Here is a 20,945-nt window from a genome sequence, read left to right as displayed (position 1 = left end):
GGGCCGCTCAGCGCCGACGCGCTTTGCGGTCGTCCTTGATGTGGCCACGGAAGGTCCGCGTGGGCGCGAACTCCCCCAGCTTGTGGCCGACCATCGCGTCCGACACGAACACCGGCACGTGCTTGCGGCCGTCGTGCACCGCAATCGTGTGGCCGATCATGTCGGGGATGATCGTGGACCGCCGGGACCAGGTCCGGATGACGGTCTTCTTGCCCGACTCGTTGAGGGCGTCCACCTTCTTGAGCAGGTGGTCGTCCACGAACGGGCCCTTCTTCAGGCTGCGCGGCATGTCTTTACCTCCCTGCTCAGCGCTTCTTGCCGGTACGGCGCCGGCGGACGATCAACTTGTCGGACGGCTTGGTGCGGCGGGTACGCCCCTCGGGCTTGCCGTTGGGGTTGACCGGGTGGCGACCACCGGAGGTCTTGCCCTCACCACCACCGTGCGGGTGGTCCACCGGGTTCATGGCGACACCACGGACGGTCGGGCGCTTGCCCTTCCACCGCATGCGGCCTGCCTTGCCCCAGTTGATGTTGGAGTGCTCGCTGTTGCCCACCTCGCCGACGGTGGCGCGGCAGCGCACGTCGACGTTGCGGATCTCGCCGGACGGCATGCGCAGCTGCGCGTACGGCCCGTCCTTGGCGACCAGCTGCACGCTCGACCCGGCGGAGCGGGCGATCTTCGCGCCGCCACCGGGGCGGAGCTCGATCGCGTGCACCACGGTGCCGGTCGGGATGTTGCGCAGCGGCAGGTTGTTGCCGACCTTGATGTCGGACTTCGGCCCCGCCTCGACGACGTCGCCCTGCTTGAGCTTCGCCGGCGCGAGGATGTAGCGCTTCTCGCCGTCCGCGTAGTGCAGCAGCGCGATGCGCGAGGTCCGGTTGGGGTCGTACTCGATGTGCGCGACCTTGGCCGGCACGCCGTCCTTGTCGTTGCGCCGGAAGTCGATCAGCCGGTACGCACGCTTGTGGCCGCCGCCCTGGTGGCGGGTGGTCACCTTGCCGTGCGCGTTGCGGCCGCCCTTGTTGTGCAGGGGGCGCAGCAGCGACTTCTCCGGCGTCGAGCGGGTGATCTCGGCGAAGTCCGAGACGCTCGAGCCACGACGACCGGGAGTCGTCGGCTTGTACTTACGGATGCCCATGGGTCTGCTCGCTCCCTCAGCTCGCCCGGCCGCCGAACACGTCGATCGCCTTGCTGTCCTCGGACAGCGTGACGATCGCGCGCTTGGTGTCCTTGCGCTTGCCGTAGCCGGCCTTGGAGCGCTTGCGCTTGCCGGGGCGGTTCAGCGTGTTGACGCTGAGCACCTTGACCCCGAACACCTTCTCCACGGCGATCTTGATCTCGGTCTTGTTCGCGTCCGGGCGGACGACGAAGGTGTACTGGCGCTCGTCGAGCAGCCCGTAGCTCTTCTCCGACACCACCGGCGCGAGCAGGATGTCGCGCGGATCGGCGATCACTTGCTCTCCTCCTCAGCAGCCTTGCGCTGTGACGGCGGCAGAGCGAAGCCCGCGGCCTCGGCGTCAGCCGCGGTGGCGAACCACACCTCGGCGACCGTGCGGTCGTAGAAGGCGGAGCCCGGCACGTGGTACAGCTTCGAGTCCTCGTTGCCCTTGATCGGGAAACCCTCGGGCGCGACCGACACGTCGTCGAGCGGCGCGTGGCTGCCCGCTCCGTGCGGGGCGGCGTCGCCCTCGGACGCGCCGGAGGCGGCCTTCAGCAGGCCGATCTTCGCGGCGCGACGCTTCGACGGCGCGGCCGCGACCGGGCCGGCGAGGAACGCCTCGAGCGACTCGGACGTGAACACCACGTCGTCGTTGACCAGCACGTCGTACGTGTTGAGCTGATCGGGGGCGATGAGGTGCACCTGCGGCAGGTTGCGCAGGCTCAGCAGGTTCACCGAGTCGTCGCGGCCGACGACGACGAGAACGCCGCGCGACTCCGCGCCGACGACGGCCTCGAGCGCCTGGCGCGCGGCCTTGGTCGACGGGCTGTCACCGGAGACGAGACCGGAGACGACGTGCACGCGGCCGCCACGGGCCCGGTCGGACAGGGCGCCACGCAGGGCGGCGGCCTTCATCTTCTTCGGGGTCCGCTGCGAGTAGTCGCGCGGCGTGGGGCCGTGGACGACGCCACCACCGGTGAACTGCGGCGCGCGGACCGAGCCCTGACGGGCGCGGCCGGTGCCCTTCTGGCGGTACGGCTTGCGCCCACCGCCGCGGACCTCGCCGCGGGTCTTGGTGCTGTGCGTGCCCTGGCGGGCCGCGGCCTGCTGGGCCACGACGACCTGGTGCATCAGCGGGATGTTCGCCGTCACGTCGAAGACGTGGTCGGGCAGGTCGACGTTGCCGTCGGCCGTGCCCTCGGCGTTCTTCACCTCGACCGAGCTCACTTGACACCACCCTTCGCGGCCGTCTTGACGACGACGAGGCCGCCGCGCGGACCGGGCACGGCGCCCTTGATCAGCAGCAGGCCGCGCTCGGCGTCGACCCGGTGGACGGTCAGGCTCTGGGTGGTGACGCGCACCGAACCCATGCGACCGGCCATCCGCAAGCCCTTGAAGACACGACCCGGGGTCGCGCAGCCGCCGATGGAACCCGGCGAGCGGTGCTTGCGCTGGGTGCCGTGGCTGGCGCCGAGGCCCTTGAAGTTGTGCCGCTTCATGACGCCGGCGTAGCCCTTGCCCTTGCTGGTGCCGACGACGTCGACCAGGGCGCCGGCCTCGAAGGCCTCGGCGGTGATCTCCTGGCCGAGCGAGTACTCGCCCGCGTCGGTCGTGCGCAGCTCGACGGTGTAGCGCCGCGGCGTGACGCCGGCCTTGGCGAAGTGGCCCGTCTCGGGCTTGTTCACCCGGCGCGGGTCGACCGCGCCGTAGGCCAGCTGGACGGCGACGTAGCCGTCGGTCTCCTGGGTCCGGATCTGGGTCACCACGTTGGGTCCGGCCTGGACCACGGTGACCGGGACGACCCGGTTGTTCTCGTCGAATACCTGGGTCATCCCGAGCTTCTTGCCCAGGATCCCGGTGATCTGCCTGTCAGTCATCGCCTGGTCAGCCCTACTGGATGTTCACGTCGACGCTGGCCGGCAGGTCGATGCGCATGAGCGCGTCGACCGTCTTCGGCGTCGGGTCGAGGATGTCGATCAGCCGCTTGTGCGTGCGCATCTCGAAGTGCTCGCGCGAGTCCTTGTACTTGTGCGGCGAGCGGATGACGCAGTACACGTTCTTCTCGGTCGGCAGCGGCACCGGCCCGACGACCCGGGCACCGGTACGCGTCACCGTCTCGACGATCTTGCGAGCGGACGCGTCGATTGCCTCGTGGTCGTAGGCCTTGAGCCTGATGCGGATCTTCTGTCCCGCCATGTCCTCGGTCGTCCTCTTCTTCCTACCGCTGCTTCACGGTCCACCGGGTAGCGCCCGCGGAGGAGCCCCGCACCCGAATTCGTGCCTCTGCGCCGATGTCGGAGACGACATCCGCCGTTGGGCTCGCGCTCTGTTCAGGTCTCACTCCCTGGGCTCCGGTCCACGAGGTCGGGCGTGTCGCGCTCGTCCTACAGACCGGTCCCCGGGTCACGTGCATCCACGGGGGATGCTCGAGAGCTTTCTGGGGGCTGGCACCGAACGCGGCGCGCGGGATCAGGTCCCGCGCGCCGCGGTCGACGCGCAACCCGTCAAGGATGCCACACGGCTGTGCGGCCTCCCCAACCGGGGGTGCTTACTTGTTGATCTTGGTGACCTGGCCGGCGCCGACGGTCCGACCACCCTCACGGATGGCGAACTGCAGGCCCTCCTCCATGGCGATCGGCTGGATCAGCGCGACGCTCATGGTGGTGTTGTCGCCGGGCATGACCATCTCGGTGCCCGACGGCAGGGTCACGACGCCCGTCACGTCCGTGGTGCGGAAGTAGAACTGCGGGCGGTAGTTGTTGAAGAACGGCGTGTGGCGGCCGCCCTCGTCCTTGGACAGGATGTAGACCTGGCCCTCGAACTCGGTGTGCGGGGTGATCGAGCCCGGCTTCACGACGACCTGGCCGCGCTCGACGTCCTCGCGCTTGATGCCGCGGAGCAGCAGGCCGACGTTCTCACCGGCGCGACCCTCGTCGAGCAGCTTGCGGAACATCTCGACACCGGTGACGGTGGTCGATGTGCTCTTCTCGCGGATGCCGACGATCTCGACGGTCTCGTTGACCTTGACGATCCCGCGCTCGATACGGCCGGTGACGACCGTGCCGCGACCGGTGATCGTGAAGACGTCCTCGATCGGCATGAGGAACGGCTTGTCGGTGTCGCGCTCCGGCTCCGGGATCGACTCGTCGACCGCGTCCATGAGCTCGAGGAGCTTGGCGCCCCACTCGGCGTCGCCCTCGAGGGCCTTCAGCGCCGAGACGCGCACGATCGGCAGGTCGTCGCCCGGGTACTCCTGCGACGACAGCAGCTCGCGGACCTCCAGCTCGACGAGCTCGAGGATCTCCTCGTCGTCGACCATGTCGGCCTTGTTCAGCGCGACCACGATGTAGGGCACGCCGACCTGGCGGGCGAGCAGCACGTGCTCACGCGTCTGGGGCATCGGGCCGTCGGTCGCCGCAACCACCAGGATGGCGCCGTCCATCTGCGCCGCACCGGTGATCATGTTCTTGATGTAGTCGGCGTGACCGGGGCAGTCGACGTGCGCGTAGTGCCGCTTCTCGGTCTGGTACTCGACGTGCGCGATCGAGATCGTGATGCCGCGCTGACGCTCCTCGGGAGCCTTGTCGATGTTCTCGAACGCCGAAGCCTCGTTGAGTTCCGGGTACTTGTCGTGCAGAACCTTGGTGATGGCCGCCGTCAGCGTGGTCTTGCCGTGGTCGATGTGACCGATGGTGCCGATGTTGACGTGCGGCTTGGTCCGCTCGAACTTCGCCTTCGCCACTGCAGTGTCCTCCTGGACTGAGTACTTGTGTCCGCCGTGCTGACGGCAGGTCTTGGGGGGTGGAGCCGGGGTCCGGCGCCGGGTGGTGACGGGTGACGAGCCACCGGGCCGCGGACCTTACAGGCCCGCGGCCGGAGCCTCTTACTCGCCCGTCGCCTTCGCGATGATCTCCTTGGCCACGCTGGAGGGAACCTCCGCGTAGGAGTCGAAGACCATCGTGTAGTTGGCCCGGCCCTGGGTCCGCGACCGCAGGTCGCCGACGTAGCCGAACATCTCGGAGAGCGGGACGACCGCCTTGATGACGCGAGCGCCTGCCCGGTCCTCCATGGCCTGGATCTGGCCACGGCGGGAGTTCAGGTCGCCGATCACGTCGCCCATGTAGTCCTCGGGCGTGGTGACCTCGACCGCCATCATCGGCTCGAGGATGGCCGGGTCGGCCTTGCGGGCCGCTTCCTTGAGCGCCATCGAGCCGGCGACCTTGAACGCCATCTCCGACGAGTCGACCTCGTGGTACTGGCCGTCGAGGAGCGTCAGCTTGATGCCCGTCAGCGGGTATCCGGCCAGCACGCCGTACTGCATGGCGTCCTGCGCTCCGGCGTCGACCGACGGGATGTACTCCCGCGGGATGCGACCGCCGCTGACCTTGTTGTCGAACTCGTACAGCGCACCGTCGGCCGTGTCGAGCGGCTCGAGCTTGATGATGACGCGGGCGAACTGACCCGAACCACCGGTCTGCTTCTTGTGCGTGTACTCGTACTTGTCGACCGTCTTGCGGATCGTCTCGCGGTAGGCGACCTGAGGCTTGCCGATGTTGGCCTCGACCTTGTAGTCGCTCTTCATCCGGTTGACGAGCACCTCGAGGTGCAGCTCGCCCATGCCCGCCAGGATGGTCTGGCCGGACTCCTGGTCCAGGCTGACCTGGAACGTCGGGTCCTCTTCGGCCAGCTTCTGGATCGCGATGCCCAGCTTCTCCTGGTCGGCCTTGGTCTTCGGCTCGACCGCCACCTGGATGACCGGGTCCGGGAAGGTCATCGACTCGAGCACGATCGGCTGCTGCGGGTCGCAGAGCGTCTCGCCCGTGGTCGTGTCCTTGAGACCGATCACCGCGTAGATGTGACCCACCAGGGCCTCATCGACGGGGTTCTCCTTGTTGGCGTGCATCTGGAAGATCTTCCCGATGCGCTCCTTGCGGTCCTTGGTCGAGTTCACGACCTGCGAACCGGCGGCGACCCGACCCGAGTAGACCCGGATGTAGGTGAGCTTGCCGAAGAACGGGTGCGCGGCGATCTTGAAGGCCAGCGCCGAGAACGGCTCGTCCTTCTCCGGCTTGCGCAGCGCCGGGGTCTCGCCGTCGGGCAGCGTGCCCTCGACGGGCGGCAGGTCCGAAGGAGCCGGCAGGTAGTCGATCACCGCGTCGAGCATGGGCTGGACGCCCTTGTTCTTGAACGCGGACCCGCACAGCACCGGGTAGGCGAGGCGACCGTTGACGATCCGGCGGATGCCGTGCTTGATCTGGTCGACCGTGAGCTCCTCGCCACCGAGGTAGAGCTCCATGAGCTCGTCGTCGGTCTCGGCGACGGCCTCGACCAGCGCGGTGCGGTACTCCTCCGCGCGGTCCTTGAGGTCGGCCGGGATCTCCTCGACGGCGTAGTCCTCGCCCTTCTGGACCTCGCCACGCCAGGTCAGCGCGCGCATCTCGACGAGGTCGACGACTCCGATGAAGTCGTTCTCCGCGCCGATCGGCAGCTGCAGCGGCAGCGGTGTGGCACCCAGCCGGTCCTTGATGGTGCTCACGGTGAAGTAGAAGTCCGCACCGAGCTTGTCCATCTTGTTGACGAAGCAGATGCGCGGGACGTCGTACTTGGTGGCCTGCCGCCAGACCTGCTCGGACTGCGGCTCGACCCCCTCCTTGCCGTCGAAGACCGCGACCGCGCCGTCGAGCACCCGCAGGTTGCGCTCCACCTCGACGGTGAAGTCGACGTGACCGGGGGTGTCGATGATGTTGATCTGGTGGTCTTTCCAGAAGCAGGTCGTCGCGGCGGACGTGATCGTGATGCCGCGCTTCTGCTCCTCCTCCATCCAGTCCATCGTGGCCGCGCCGTCGTGGACCTCACCGATCTTGTAGTTGATCCCGGTGTAGTACAGGATCCGCTCGGTGGTGGTGGTCTTACCGGCGTCGATGTGAGCCATGATGCCGATGTTGCGGACCTTGGTGAGGTCCGTCAGCACGTCCTGTGCTGCCACTGCTCAGCTCTCCCTAGACCAGGTTGGCGCGGACGGTCGGCCCGTCACCAGCGGTAGTGGGCGAAGGCCTTGTTCGACTCCGCCATCTTGTGCATGTCCTCGCGTCGCTTGACGCTCGCGCCCAGGCCGTTGCTCGCGTCGAGCAGCTCGTTCATGAGCCGCTCGACCATCGTCTTCTCGCGCCGCTGACCGGCGTAGGACACCAGCCAGCGCAGGCCCAGCGTGGTCTGCCGGGTCGCGCGGACCTCGACCGGGACCTGGTAGGTCGCGCCACCGACGCGGCGGCTGCGGACCTCGAGGGCCGGCTTCACGTTGTCCAGCGCGCGCTTGAGCGTCACGACAGGATCGGTGCCGGTCTTCTCCCGGGTGCCTTCGAGCGCGGCGTACACGATGCGCTCGGCGAGGGAGCGCTTGCCGTCCTTGAGGACCTTGTTCACCAGCTGGGTGACCAGCGGCGAGCTGAACACCGGGTCGGAGACCAACGGCCGCTTCGGGGCGGGACCCTTGCGGGGCATCAGCCGTTCTCCTTCACGCTGCGGTGGAGGGCCTCGCTGGCGCTCGGCCGGGCGGGACTCGAGTTCCCGGTGCGGGGCATCAGCTCTTCTCCTTCTTCGCGCCGTACCGGCTGCGGGCCTGCTTGCGGTTCTTCACGCCCTGCGTGTCGAGCGAACCGCGGACGATCTTGTAACGGACGCCGGGCAGGTCCTTCACACGGCCACCGCGAACGAGCACGATGCTGTGCTCCTGCAGGTTGTGGCCCTCACCCGGGATGTAGGCCGTGACCTCGATCAGGCTGGACAGGCGGACGCGGGCGACCTTGCGCAGCGCGGAGTTCGGCTTCTTGGGGGTCGTCGTGTACACGCGCGTGCAGACCCCGCGGCGCTGGGGGCTGCCCTTGAGCGCGGCGGTCTTGGTCTTGGCGACCTTGTCCTGGCGGCCCTTGCGGACCAGCTGCTGGATCGTGGGCATGGACCGTGTGCTTCTTCCCGTCGGCGTGCTCGGCTGTACTTGCTCGTTCTGCCCGGGGCACGGGGAACCCTGAGGCTCCCGTATCCCGAGGTCGGGCGTGTCGCGCTCGGTGAACCCCGCTCCAGGGCGGGGAAACCCTGACGGGAGTCCGAGCGGCCGTGGCTGGACCGATCGGCACAGCCAGAACCCCTGGGGGCCGGCGCGCCGGGACGACAGCACACGGAGCTACCCGACCATGGTCGAGCGCAAGACAACAGAGTACCCGGCCTCTGACGAGAGGGTCAAAACGGGTCCGATGTCGGCGACGGTCGGTCCCCGCAGCGTGCCCGACGACCGCGGTCCTCGCAAGCCGACTCACCCGCTCGCCGCTCGCGAACGTCCGCTCGTCGCACTTCAGAACCCACGAATCCCCTGCTGACGACGTCCTCAACGCGCCCGCTCGACCGTTGATTCCCGATCACCGGCCGGATCCGCGCGGTGATACGACGAGGCCGACGAACTCGGACGAACTCGGACGAGCAGCACGAACGGTGATCCGGAACACCGCAGCGGTGAGCGCGACACCGGCTGGCGGACAACAGCTTCCCGCCCCCGTCGGGCACCTCGACGACGCCCGGAAATGCCGAACGGGGCCGGACACCGCCACGGGAGAGCAGTGTCCGGCCCCGTTCGAGACCGTCCTCGGGACGGGGCCCGCCGTCGCGGGCCGCGTCACGACGTCCGAGGAGCGTGCTGGGTGAGGAGCTCCGGCCTACTGCGACCGGAGTCCCCCAGCACCCTCCTACCGGAAGTCGCGCCCGAAGTCGTAGTCGTCCAGCGGCACCGCAGCACCGGTGCCCGTGCCGAACACGTCGGGGCTGTAGTAGCCGTCGTCGTAGTTCGGCAGCGCGTAGGCGGCCGCACGGGCCTCCTCCGTCGGCTGGACCTGGATGTTGCGGTACCGGCCGATACCCGTACCCGCCGGGATCAGCTTGCCGATGATCACGTTCTCCTTCAGCCCGACGAGCTTGTCGCGCTTACCGTTGATCGCGGCATCGGTGAGGATGCGGGTGGTCTCCTGGAACGAGGCCGCGGACAGCCACGACTCCGTTGCCAGCGAGGCCTTGGTGATCCCCATGAGCACCGGACGGCCAGAAGCCGGCTCGTTGCCCTCGGCGACCACACGACGGTTCTCCGACTCGAACTCGCCACGCTCGGCGAGCGCACCCGGCAGGAACTCCGTCGCACCCGAGTCGATGATCGTCACCCGGCGCAGCATCTGCCGGACGATGACCTCGATGTGCTTGTCGTGGATGTCCACGCTCTGCGTGCGGTACACCTTCTGGACCTCGGCGACGAGGTGCAGCTGCACCTCGCGCGGGCCCATGACCCGCAGCACCTCGTGCGGGTCGGCCGTGCCCTCGAGGAGCAGCTGGCCCACGTGCACGTGGTCGCCGTCGGCCAGCGGACGCTCCTGGCCGTCGACCGTGGTCATCGCGAGCCACTGCCGCTTGGACAGCTTCTCGTAGACGATCTCCTCCCCGCCGTCGTCCGGGGTGAGGGTGATCTTCCAGAAGCGGTCGCCGTCCTCGATGCGGATGCGGCCGTCGACATCGGCGATCGGCGCCTTGCCCTTGGGGACCCGGGCCTCGAAGAGCTCGGTGACACGGGGCAGACCGGTCGTGATGTCGTCGCCCGCGACGCCACCCTGGTGGAACGTACGCATCGTCAGCTGCGTACCGGGCTCACCGATCGACTGCGCGGCGACGATACCGACGGCCTCGCCGACGTCGACGAGCTTGCCGGTGGCCATCGAGCGGCCGTAGCAGGTGGCGCAGATGCCGGTGGCCGACTCACAGGTCAGGGCGCTGCGCACCTTGATCCTGCGGACGCCCGCCGCGACCAGCGCCTCGAGGGCCGGGTCGCCGAGGTCGCCGCCGCGAGCGACGATCACCTCGCCGTCGGGGCCCACGACCTCCTCCGCCGAGCAGCGCGCGTACACCGACGTGCGGATGTAGCGGTGCGGGATCAGCGTGCCGTCGCTGGTCTCCTCGGTGACGGCCATGGCGACCGAACGCGAGGTGCCACAGTCGATCTCGCGGACGATGACGTCCTGCGACACGTCGACCAGACGACGGGTGAGGTAGCCCGAGTCGGCGGTCCGCAGCGCGGTGTCCGCCAGACCCTTGCGGGTGCCGTGCGTGGAGATGAAGTACTCCAGCACCGACAGGCCCTCACGGAAGTTGGCCTTGATCGGGCGGGGGATGTACTCACCCTTGGGGTTCGCGACCAGACCACGCATACCGGCGAGCTGCCGGACCTGGGTCATGTTGCCCGCGGCGCCGGACTTCACGATCGTGGGGATCGGGTTGTCCTCGGGGAAGTTGTCCTCCATGGCCTTGGCGACCTCTTCGGACGCCTGGGTCCAGATCTTGACCATCTCGTCGTTGCGCTCCTGGTGGGACAGTGCTCCACGCTGGTAGCGCTTGTTGACCTGGTCGGCCTTGGCCTCGTAGCCGTCGAGGATCTCCTGCTTGTTCGGCGGGACCACGACGTCGTCGATCGCCATCGTCACACCGGACCGGGTGGCCCAGTAGAAGCCGGCGTCCTTGAGGCGGTCGAGGCACTGCGCGACCTCGGTCATCGAGTACCGCTCGGCCAGGTCGTTGATGATCGCGGCCTGACGCTTCTTGGGCAGCGGCTCGTTGACGAACGGATATCCCGTCGGGAGCAGCTCGTTGAAGAGCACGCGACCCAGCGTCGTCTCCGCGAGCCAGACCTCGCCCTCGGCAACCTCGGTGCCGGGGATCGGCTCCACACCGGGGAGCCGGATCTTGATCGGCGCCTGCAGGTGGAGGACCTTGCGGTCGTAGGCCATGATCGCCTCGGCCACGGAGCCGTAGACGTTGCCCTCACCGGTCGCGCCGGGGCGCTCGCGGGTCAGGTGGAACAGGCCCGTGACCATGTCCAGACGCGGCATCGCCAGCGGGCGACCCGACGCCGGGGACAGGATGTTGTTGCTCGAGAGCATCAGCACCCGGGCCTCGGACTGCGCCTCCGCCGACAGCGGCAGGTGCACGGCCATCTGGTCACCGTCGAAGTCCGCGTTGAACGCCTCGCAGACCAGCGGGTGCAGCTGGATGGCCTTGCCCTCGACCAGCTGCGGCTCGAAGGCCTGGATGCCGAGGCGGTGCAGGGTCGGCGCCCGGTTGAGCAGCACCGGGTGCTCGGAGATGACCTCCTCGAGCACGTCCCACACCTGCGAACGGCCACGCTCGACCATCCGCTTGGCGGACTTGATGTTCTGCGCGTGGTTGAGGTCCACGAGCCGCTTCATCACGAACGGCTTGAACAGCTCCAGCGCCATCTGCTTGGGCAGGCCGCACTGGTGCAGCTTCAGCTGCGGGCCGACGACGATGACCGAACGGCCCGAGTAGTCGACACGCTTGCCGAGCAGGTTCTGCCGGAACCGGCCCTGCTTGCCCTTGAGCAGGTCGGACAGCGACTTGAGCGGGCGGTTGCCCGGACCGGTCACCGGCCGGCCGCGACGGCCGTTGTCGAACAGCGCGTCGACGGCCTCCTGCAGCATCCGCTTCTCGTTGTTGACGATGATCTCGGGCGCGCCGAGGTCGATCAGTCGCTTGAGACGGTTGTTGCGGTTGATGACGCGGCGGTACAGGTCGTTCAGGTCCGACGTCGCGAAACGGCCACCGTCGAGCTGCACCATGGGGCGCAGGTCCGGCGGGATGACCGGGACGCAGTCGAGCACCATGCCCATGGGCGAGTTGCCCGTGGCCTGGAACGCCGCGACGACCTTGAGCCGCTTGAGGGCGCGGAGCTTCTTCTGCCCCTTGCCCGAGCGGATCGTCTCGCGCAGGTTCTCGGCCTCGGCCTCGATGTCGAAGGTCTCCAGCAGCTTCTGGATCGCCTCGGCACCCATGGAGCCGGTGAAGTAGTCGCCGTAGCGGTCGTAGAGCTCGCGGTAGAGCCCCTCGTCCGCGATCAGCTGCTGGACGTCGAGCTTGGCGAACGTCGTCCAGATCTCGTCGAGCCGGTCGAGCTCGCGCTGCGCCCGGTCACGGAGCTGGCGCATCTCGCGCTCGCCACCCTCCTTGACCTTGCGGCGGACGTCGCTCTTCGCGCCCTCGGCCTCGAGCTCGGCCAGGTCGCCCTCGAGCTTCTGGGCACGGGCCTCGAGGTCGGTGTCGCGGCGCTGCTCCACCTTCTTGCGCTCGACGGTCATCTCGTTCTCGAGCGTCGAGAGGTCCTGGTGGCGCAGCTCCGCGTTCACCGTGGTGATCACGTACGCGGCGAAGTAGATGATCTTCTCGAGGTCCTTGGGGGCCAGGTCGAGCAAGTAGCCCAACCGGCTCGGGACGCCCTTGAAGTACCAGATGTGCGTGACGGGCGCGGCCAGCTCGATGTGGCCCATCCGCTCACGACGCACCTTGGCGCGAGTGACCTCGACGCCGCAGCGCTCACAGATGATGCCCTTGAAGCGGACGCGCTTGTACTTGCCGCAGTAGCACTCCCAGTCGCGGGTCGGACCGAAGATCTTCTCGCAGAAGAGCCCGTCCTTCTCCGGCTTCAGGGTGCGGTAGTTGATGGTCTCCGGCTTCTTGACCTCGCCGTGCGACCACTGGCGGATGTCCTCGGCGGTGGCCAGGCCGATGCGCAGCTCGTCGAAGAAGTTGACGTCGAGCACTATGTGAGTCCTCTGTTCCTTCGTTACTCGGCTCTGGGCAGGGTCAGTTGACGACGTCGTCGACGGTCATCGAGTCGGAGCCCGGACGGCTGGACAGGTTGATGCCCAGGTTCGCCGCGGCCCGCTCGAGGTCCTCGTCGTCGGTGTCGCGCATCTCGATGGCCGCGCCGTCGCTGGACAGCACCTCGACGTTCAGGCAGAGCGACTGAAGCTCCTTCAGCAGCACCTTGAACGACTCCGGGATGCCCGGCTCGGGGATGTTCTCCCCCTTGACGATGGCCTCGTAGACCTTGACCCGGCCCACCACGTCGTCGGACTTGATGGTGAGCAGCTCCTGCAGCGTGTACGCCGCGCCGTAGGCCTGCATCGCCCAGCACTCCATCTCACCGAAGCGCTGGCCACCGAACTGGGCCTTACCGCCGAGCGGCTGCTGGGTGATCATCGAGTACGGACCGGTGGAGCGGGCGTGGATCTTGTCGTCCACCAGGTGCGCCAGCTTCAGGATGTACATGTAGCCGACGGCGACCGGGAACGGGTACGGCTCGCCCGAACGCCCGTCGAACAGCTGCGCCTTGCCGTCCGGGCCGACCATGCGGTCGCCGTCGCGGTTGGGCAGCGTCGACGCGAGGAGCCCGGTGATCTCCTGCTCCTTGGCGCCGTCGAACACCGGCGTGGCCGTGTTCGTGTCGGGCGCCACGGAGTAGAGCTCCTCGGGCATCTTCGACGCCCACTCGGGCTTGCCCTCGATCTCCCACCCGGACTTGGCGATCCACCCGAGGTGGGTCTCCAGGACCTGGCCGATGTTCATACGACGCGGGACACCGTGGGTGTTGAGGATGATGTCGACCGGGGTGCCGTCGGGCAGGAAGGGCATGTCCTCGGCGGGGAGGATCTTGCCGATGACGCCCTTGTTGCCGTGCCGGCCGGCGAGCTTGTCGCCGTCCTGGATCTTGCGCTTCTGGGCGACGTAGACCCGGACCAGCTCGTTGACGCCGGGAGCCAGCTCGTCGTCGTCGTCACGGGAGAAGACCCGGATGCCGATGACCTTGCCGTTCTCGCCGTGCGGCACCTTCAGCGACGTGTCGCGCACCTCGCGCGCCTTCTCGCCGAAGATCGCGCGGAGCAGGCGCTCCTCCGGGGTCAGCTCCGTCTCGCCCTTGGGCGTGACCTTGCCGACCAGGATGTCGCCGGGCTGGACCTCGGCGCCGATGCGGATGATGCCGCGCTCGTCGAGGTCGGCCAGGACCTCCTCGGAGACGTTCGGGATGTCCCGGGTGATCTCCTCGGCGCCCAGCTTGGTGTCGCGGGCGTCGATCTCGTGCTCCTCGATGTGGATCGACGTCAAGACGTCGTCCTGCACCAGGCGCTGCGAGAGGATGATCGCGTCCTCGTAGTTGTGGCCCTCCCACGGCATGATCGCCACGAGTAGGTTCTTGCCGAGCGCCATCTCGCCGTTCTCGGTGCACGGACCGTCGGCCAGGACCTGCCCGACCTCGACCCGCTGCCCCTCGTCGACGATGGGCTTCTGGTTGTTGCAGGTGCCCTGGTTCGACCGGCGGAACTTGTTGAGCCGGTACGTCTGGCGGGTGCCCTCGTCGGCCATGACGGTGATGTAGTCGGCGCACAGCTCCTCGACCACACCGGCCTTCTCGGCCACGAGCACGTCGCCCGCGTCGACCGCGGCACGCAGCTCCATGCCCGTACCGACGAGCGGCGACTCGCTGCGCAGCAGCGGGACCGACTGACGCTGCATGTTCGCGCCCATGAGGGCACGGTTCGCGTCGTCGTGCTCGAGGAACGGGATCAGGGCCGTCGCGACCGACACCATCTGCCGCGGCGAGACGTCGATGTACTCGACGCCGGCCGGGGTGATGTAGTCGACCTCGCCGCCCTTGCGGCGCACCAGGACGCGCTCCTCGGTGAAGGAGCCGTCGTCGTTGAGCGGCGCGTTGGCCTGCGCGACGACGTAGCGGTCCTCCTCGTCGGCGGTCAGGTAGTCGATCTGCTCCGTCACGACACCGTCGACGACCTTGCGGTACGGGGTCTGGATGAAGCCGAACGGGTTGACCTGCGCGAACGTCGACAGCGAGCCGATCAGACCGATGTTCGGGCCCTCAGGGGTCTCGATCGGGCACATGCGGCCGTAGTGCGACGGGTGCACGTCGCGGACCTCGAAGCCCGCCCGCTCACGGGACAGACCACCCGGGCCCAGCGCGGACAGCCGCCGCTTGTGCGTCAGGCCGGCCAGCGGGTTGTGCTGGTCCATGAACTGCGACAGCTGCGAGGTGCCGAAGAACTCCTTGATCGCGGCCACGACGGGCCGGATGTTGATCAAGGTCTGCGGCGTGATCGCCTCGACGTCCTGCGTCGTCATGCGCTCGCGGACGACGCGCTCCATCCGGGACAGACCCACGCGGACCTGGTTCTGGATGAGCTCGCCGACGGTGCGCAGGCGACGGTTGCCGAAGTGGTCGATGTCGTCGGTCTCGACGGGGACGGTCTCCCCGGGGATGCCGGCCGAACCGTTGCCACCGCCGGGCATCGAGGTCTCACCGGCGTGGAGCCGGACGAGGTACTCGATGGTCGTGGCGATGTCCTCCTCGGTCAGCGTGCCGACCGAGTTCTCGATGGCCAGGCCCAGCTTCTTGTTGGCCTTGTACCGGCCGACCTTGGCCAGGTCGTAGCGCTTGTCCTTGAAGAAGAGGTTCTCCAGCAGGGTCTGCGCGCTCTCCCGCGTGGGCGGCTCGCCCGGGCGCAGCTTGCGGTAGATGTCGAGCAGGGCCTCGTCCTGCCCGGCGGTGTGGTCCTTCTCCAACGTCGCCATGATCGTCTCGGAGAACCCGAAACGCTCCTGGATCTGCTCGTTGGACCAGCCCAGCGCCTTGAGCAGCACCGTGACCGGCTGCCGGCGCTTGCGGTCGATGCGGACACCGACGGTGTCACGCTTGTCGACGTCGAACTCGAGCCACGCCCCGCGGCTGGGGATGATCTTGACCGAGTAGACGTCCTTCTCGGTGGTCTTGTCGATGGCGTGGTCGAAGTACACGCCGGGCGAACGGACGAGCTGCGACACGACGACGCGCTCGGTGCCGTTGATGATGAACGTGCCCTTGTCGGTCATCACGGGGAAGTCACCCATGAACACCGTCTGGCTCTTGATCTCGCCGGTGGTGTTGTTGGTGAACTCCGCGGTGACGAACAGCGGGGCGCCGTAGGTCATGTCCTTGTCGCGGCACTCCTCGACGGAGGCCTTGACCTCGTCGAAGCGCGGGTCCGAGAACGACAGGGACATGGAGCCGGAGAAGTCCTCGATCGGAGAGATCTCCGTGAGGATCTCCTCGAGACCACCGGCCGGGCTCTCGTCACCGGCGTCGATACGACGCTGGAACCAGTTCTCGCTCCCGATCAGCCACTCGAACGACTGGATCTGGAGGTCGAGCAGGTCTGGCACCTCGAGCGGTTCGCGGATCTTCGCGAACGACACCCGGGTCGGCGCACCCGGGAAACTCGGGTTTGCCGAGACGGCGGAGCCGGGGGTCGCAGTGGTCACGGTGGCGCGGGAGACAGCCAAGATGCGTCCTTCCGAGAACTACGCTCTCGTCTGGCGTACACCGGGCCTCAGGCGCTACCGTCTGCTCGGTCCGTCCGGGCGGGAGGTCCGGACAGGCGATCGTCGGGCTGGGTCGAGGATCGATGGACGCCGTCTGTTGTCGACGCGTCGCCTCTGACCAGGTTCCGAGTCCGCGGCCGGAACCATCCCTGTTGGGGAGACTCTCGACAGCGCGCACACGTCACCTGGGCGGAGGCAGCGCAAAGAGGCAGTCTAGCCGCAAAAGCAGCCGCTGTCGAGACGGGTATCCGAGCCTCACGGCTAGGGAACCATCGAGACCTAAGAGTGACCTGACAGGCGCACCGAGTCAAGGCTCTACCCGTCGGTAAGTGGTCTGTTTCGCCGGACGACCGGCAACTACCCCCGCCGAACGGTGCGCCGGACTGCAACGTCCCGGCCTGCGACAACCCCTCGTGGAGGCCCGCCGACCGCCCGACGGGTCGACCCCCTCCACGCTCCGACCGCTCGTCCGAGCGACGGGCGGTACGTCCGGACGCCGCGCCCGCGCCCTCGTCACGCAGCGCGACGGGTCCCGCCTTGACACCGCAACAGGGGCGGCTGACGATCGGCCGCGACGGCCGATGCAGGTGCATCAGCCGTGTTGGACGGCGCCGCCGAGGGCGCCGCCGAGCACGAAGGAGCCCGATGACCGCGTACGCCGACAAGCCGTGGACAGCGCTCTACGAGGCTGGGAAACCGGACACGGTCACGGCCGGGTACGCCGACGCGCTGAGCATGTTCCGCGGCGGCGTCGAGGCCGACCCCGACGGCGTCGCGATCCACTACTTCGACGGCAGCCTCACCCGCCGCGACGTCGACACCCTCTCCGACGCCTTCGCCTCCGCGCTGCTCGACGCCGGCCTCGAGCGCGGCGGCCGCGTCGCCCTCTACCTGCAGAACGTGCCCCAGTTCGTCATCGGGCTCGTCGGCATCTGGAAGGCCGGCGGCGTCGCCGTCTCGGTCAACCCGATGAACCGCGAGCGCGAGGTCGAGCTGCTGCTGGGCGACTCCGGCTCCACGATCCTGGTGACGCTGGAGTCGCTCTACCGCGACGTCGCCGCGTCGGTCGTGGAACGCACCCCGGTCCGCACCGTCGTCACCACCTCGGAGCTGGAGTTCCAGTCCCGCAACGACTCCCGCCTCTTCGCGGGCGTCACCCGCATCCCCGCGAAGGAGCAGCCCGCACCCGCCGGGGTGTCCGTCGTGGACATGGCGGAGCTGCTGGAGCGGTTCCGCGGCACCACCCCGCCGCCGGTCACGCTCGCAGCCGACGACGTCGCCATGCTCACCTACACCTCCGGCACCACCGGACCGCCCAAGGGCGCCATGAACGGCCACGGCAACATGACGTTCAACGCCGAGGCCTTCCGCCAGTGGTGCTCCATCGGTCCCGGCGACGTCGTCTACGGCGTCGCCCCGCTGTTCCACATCACCGGACTCGTCGCCGGCATCGCGCTGTCGATGCTCACCGGCGCGCCCCTCGTGCTCTTCCACCGCTTCGAGCCGGGCGTGGCCGTCGACGCCGTGCGCGAGCACCGGCCCACGTTCACGGTCGCGTCCATCACCGTCTACATCGCGCTCATGAACGTCGAGGGCGCCACCGCCGACGACTTCTCCTCCATGACCAAGCTGTGGTCGGGCGGGGCGCCCATCCCGCCGTCGACCGTCGAGGCGTTCCGGAAGCAGTACGGCCGCTACATCCACAACATCTACGGCCTCACCGAGACCACCTCGCCCAGCCACGCCGTCCCCTACGGCGCGACCGCACCCGTCGACGAGGCGTCCGGGGCACTGTCGGTCGGGCTCCCCTGGTTCGACACCGCCTCCCGCATCGTCGGCGACGACGGCCGGGAGCTGCCGCCCGGCGAGGTCGGCGAGATCGCGATCAGCGGGCCGCAGGTCGTCTCCGGGTACTGGAACAAGCCCGAGGAGACCGCGCGGACGTTCCCGGACGGCGAGCTGCGCACCGGCGACGTCGGCTACATGGACGACCGGGGCTGGTTCTACATCGTCGACCGCAAGAAGGACCAGATCAACGCCGGCGGGTACAAGGTGTGGCCCCGCGAGGTCGAGGACGTCCTCTACGAACACGAGGCCGTCCGCGAGGCCGCGGTCGTCGGGGTGCCCGACGAGTACCGCGGTGAGACCGTCAAGGCGTTCGTGAGCCTGCGCCCGGGCCACGACGTGACCCCCGAGGAGCTCATCGCGTTCGCCAAAGGGCGCATGGCCGCCTACAAGTACCCGCGCCAGGTCGAGGTGCTCGACGAGCTCCCCAAGACCGCGTCGGGCAAGTTGCTGCGCCGCGAGCTGCGCGGGCGCTTACACACCCCGTGAACGCCGAAGGGCGGCACCGGAACCCGGTGCCGCCCTTCGGTCGTGAAGCGGTACGACGTCAGCTCAGGCTGACCTTCGCGCCGGCCTCCTCGAGCTTCGCCTTGGCGGCCTCGGCCGCGTCCTTGGCGACACCCTCGAGGATCGGCTTCGGGGCCGACTCGACGAGGTCCTTGGCCTCCTTGAGGCCCAGGCCCGAGACGAGCTCGCGGACGACCTTGATGACCTGGATCTTCTTGTCACCGGCGGCGTCGAGGACGACGTTGAACTCGTCCTTCTCGGCCTCGGCCTCGGCGGCGGCACCACCGGCGGCGGGGCCCGCAGCGGCCACGGCGACGGGGGCGGCGGCGGTGACCTCGAAGGTCTCCTCGAACTTCTTGACGAACTCCGACAGCTCGATGAGCGTGAGCTCCTTGAACGCGTCGAGCAGGTCGTCGGTGGACAGCTTCGCCATTGTCGGCTCTCTTTCTCGGTTACAGCTTCGGGTGGGGTGATCGGCTCTCGCCGGTCACCGAGTTACTCGGACGCCTCGGCGTCGGACTCGCTCGCGGCCTCGGCGGCGGGGGCGTCCCCACCCTCGGCACGCTTGTCGGCCAGCGCCTGCGCGAGACGCGCGACCTGCGACGCGGGCGCCGCGAACAGGCCGGCGGCCTTCGCCAGGTTGCCCTTCATCGCGCCGGCCAGCTTGGCCAGCAGGACCTCACGGGACTCCAGGTCGGCCAGCTGGTTGACCTCGGCGACGGTCAGCGGGCGACCGTCCATGAAGCCGCCCTTGATGACCATGCCCTGGTTCGCCTTGGCGAAGTCGCGCAGCGCCTTGGCCGCGTCGACGGGCTCGCCCTTGACGAAGGCGATCGCCGTCGGGCCGGTCAGCAGCGCGTCGAGACCCTCGACGCCCGCATCCTCGGCCGCCCGCTTCACCAGGGTGTTCTTGGCGACGCGATACGTGGCGTCCGGGCCGAGCGAGCGGCGCAGCTCGGTGAGCTGGGCCGTGGTGAGGCCGCGGTACTCGGTGACCACCGAGGCGGTCGCGCCCCGGAACCGGTTGGCGATCTCGTCGACCGCCTCGACCTTGTCGGGTCGGGCCATCCCTGTGCCTCCTCTCGGTGTCGGTGCGATCCACCGCCTCCGACTCCCGGGGAAACGACGAACGCCCCGGCGCAGGAGCGCACGGGGCGTGGGGGCACACGATTGGGGCCCGGAAACCTCGTCCTCCTGCGCGGGCCGCCCGTGTGCACGGGACCTTCGTACGACTCCGGGACACCTGCCCCGGACCCGCAGACCTGCGGTCTTCGGTGGAACCGACGTCGAGGGTACGCGCCCGGCCGCGGGTCCCGCGGACCGGGGTGCCGCCACGGGCTCCGAGCGCAACCTGACGGTCCCGCCGACGCTCCGGGACGACAGTGAGGTTGCGCCCGACCGCGGTCGCCGCGGTCGCCGCGGTCGCCGCGGTCGTGAGTGGCAATAGTCGCTATAGCGACTATTGCCACTCACAGGGGGTTACAGGACCTGGACGTCGGCGACCTTCCAGACCCCGTCGACCCGCTTGCCCGTGACCGTCAGCCGGCCCGCCGACGCCGCCTGCGTCCGGCCGTCGGTCGAGGCGGCCTTCGTGGCCTGCTGGTCGACGAACACGACCGCGACCGCGGTGTCGCCGTGGATCTCGCGGACCGCGATCTGGGAGATCGTCGCGGTCACGACGGCCTGCTGCTGCGTGCCGAGAGTCCGGACCTGTTCGAACAGCGTGTCGTAGTCGGCCTGGAAGTCGGGGGTGATGACGTCGCGGGCGGTCTTCTCGTTCTGGTCGAGCCGGGTGTAGTCGAAGGAGTAGATCTTCTTCACCGCGTCGCCGAGCTGCTGCGACACCTGCGCCGTGGTGGCGACGTCGACGAGCGCGGTGTTCCCGGCCGCCACGGAGTGGGCGGTGCGCCACCAGGAGACGCCCAGGAACGCGGCGGCACCGAGCAGCACCACGGCGACCGCCGCGACGAGGGCCGTCGCCTTCCGGGTGGTGGCGACGGGCAGCCGGTCGAGCAGGGACGTCGTCGCGGGTTCGTCCGTCGTGTCGGGAGCCGCCTTCTCCGGATCGACGAGCTCGGCGTCCGGCTCCTCGTCCGCGGGGCGCTGTGTGCGGGCCGGGACGACCGCGGCGACGCCGCGCGGGCGGGAGCGTCGCCGGGCCGGGGCGGGGCGGGTGGGCTCGGC

The 20,945-nt window shown here is 68.8% G+C and carries 16 protein-coding genes; 1 reads left to right on the top strand and 15 read right to left on the bottom strand.

The features are described from left to right. Positions 1–7 precede the first annotated feature (7 nt). From rpsS to rpoB, 12 genes are all read right to left on the bottom strand, one after another. Complete coding sequence (rpsS, locus tag PSU4_RS24665) at positions 8–289, bottom strand: 30S ribosomal protein S19 (protein ID WP_013677461.1); 282 nt, start codon at positions 287–289, stop codon at positions 8–10. 16 nt (positions 290–305) lie between these two features. Next, entirely contained in the window at positions 306–1,139 is an 834-nt protein-coding gene (rplB, locus tag PSU4_RS24660) for a 50S ribosomal protein L2 (protein WP_147113151.1), read from the bottom strand. 16 nt (positions 1,140–1,155) lie between these two features. Then, a complete protein-coding gene (gene rplW, locus PSU4_RS24655; RefSeq protein ID WP_147113147.1) occupies positions 1,156–1,455 on the bottom strand; it encodes a 50S ribosomal protein L23 in 300 nt (99 codons plus the stop codon). After that, positions 1,452–2,387 (bottom strand): 50S ribosomal protein L4, sunset domain variant, encoded by a 936-nt coding sequence (gene rplD / locus PSU4_RS24650; protein WP_147113144.1) that lies wholly within the window; start codon positions 2,385–2,387, stop codon positions 1,452–1,454. Before rplD ends, rplW begins: the two co-directional genes overlap by 4 nt. Further along, positions 2,384–3,037, bottom strand: coding sequence for a 50S ribosomal protein L3 (rplC, locus tag PSU4_RS24645; RefSeq protein WP_147113141.1), 654 nt, complete (start codon positions 3,035–3,037; stop codon positions 2,384–2,386). Before rplC ends, rplD begins: the two co-directional genes overlap by 4 nt. A gap of 13 nt (positions 3,038–3,050) precedes the next feature. After that, a complete protein-coding gene (gene rpsJ, locus PSU4_RS24640; protein WP_003938093.1) occupies positions 3,051–3,356 on the bottom strand; it encodes a 30S ribosomal protein S10 in 306 nt (101 codons plus the stop codon). 352 nt (positions 3,357–3,708) lie between these two features. Beyond that, complete coding sequence (gene tuf, locus PSU4_RS24635) at positions 3,709–4,902, bottom strand: elongation factor Tu (RefSeq protein WP_147113138.1); 1,194 nt, start codon at positions 4,900–4,902, stop codon at positions 3,709–3,711. Positions 4,903–5,043: 141 nt separating this feature from the next. After that, a complete protein-coding gene (gene fusA / locus PSU4_RS24630) occupies positions 5,044–7,146 on the bottom strand; it encodes an elongation factor G (RefSeq protein WP_147113136.1) in 2,103 nt (700 codons plus the stop codon). Between the two features lie 44 nt (positions 7,147–7,190). Further along, positions 7,191–7,661 (bottom strand): 30S ribosomal protein S7, encoded by a 471-nt coding sequence (gene rpsG / locus PSU4_RS24625; RefSeq protein WP_147113133.1) that lies wholly within the window; start codon positions 7,659–7,661, stop codon positions 7,191–7,193. 79 nt (positions 7,662–7,740) lie between these two features. Next, positions 7,741–8,115 (bottom strand): 30S ribosomal protein S12, encoded by a 375-nt coding sequence (rpsL, locus tag PSU4_RS24620; RefSeq protein ID WP_013677469.1) that lies wholly within the window; start codon positions 8,113–8,115, stop codon positions 7,741–7,743. Positions 8,116–8,896: 781 nt separating this feature from the next. Beyond that, a complete protein-coding gene (locus PSU4_RS24615) occupies positions 8,897–12,799 on the bottom strand; it encodes a DNA-directed RNA polymerase subunit beta' (RefSeq protein WP_147113130.1) in 3,903 nt (1,300 codons plus the stop codon). 43 nt (positions 12,800–12,842) lie between these two features. Next, positions 12,843–16,370 (bottom strand): DNA-directed RNA polymerase subunit beta, encoded by a 3,528-nt coding sequence (gene rpoB / locus PSU4_RS24610; protein ID WP_147113127.1) that lies wholly within the window; start codon positions 16,368–16,370, stop codon positions 12,843–12,845. A gap of 684 nt (positions 16,371–17,054) precedes the next feature. On the opposite strand from rpoB, the gene PSU4_RS24605 reads away from it, so the two are divergent. Continuing rightward, complete coding sequence (locus PSU4_RS24605; protein WP_147113124.1) at positions 17,055–18,743, top strand: class I adenylate-forming enzyme family protein; 1,689 nt, start codon at positions 17,055–17,057, stop codon at positions 18,741–18,743. Positions 18,744–18,801: 58 nt separating this feature from the next. On the opposite strand, the gene rplL is transcribed toward PSU4_RS24605, so the two are convergent. The 3 genes from rplL to PSU4_RS31540 form a co-directional block, all read right to left on the bottom strand. Further along, the gene (rplL, locus tag PSU4_RS24600; RefSeq protein ID WP_147113121.1) at positions 18,802–19,194 is read right to left on the bottom strand and encodes a 50S ribosomal protein L7/L12; all 393 of its coding nucleotides are present in this window, start codon (positions 19,192–19,194) and stop codon (positions 18,802–18,804) included. A 62-nt stretch (positions 19,195–19,256) separates the two neighbouring features. Next, positions 19,257–19,829: a 50S ribosomal protein L10 gene (rplJ, locus tag PSU4_RS24595; RefSeq protein ID WP_147113118.1), complete on the bottom strand. Its 573-nt coding sequence runs from the start codon at positions 19,827–19,829 to the stop codon at positions 19,257–19,259. Between the two features lie 411 nt (positions 19,830–20,240). Next, on the bottom strand, positions 20,241–20,945 hold a 705-nt coding region (locus PSU4_RS31540), incomplete at its 5' end, for a hypothetical protein (RefSeq protein WP_186817161.1).

It is taken from the genome of Pseudonocardia sulfidoxydans NBRC 16205 (assembly GCF_007989085.1).
Taxonomy (GTDB): domain Bacteria; phylum Actinomycetota; class Actinomycetes; order Mycobacteriales; family Pseudonocardiaceae; genus Pseudonocardia; species Pseudonocardia sulfidoxydans.
Note: the sequence above shows the minus strand (reverse complement) of the source record. Positions and strands in the feature narration are given on the sequence as shown.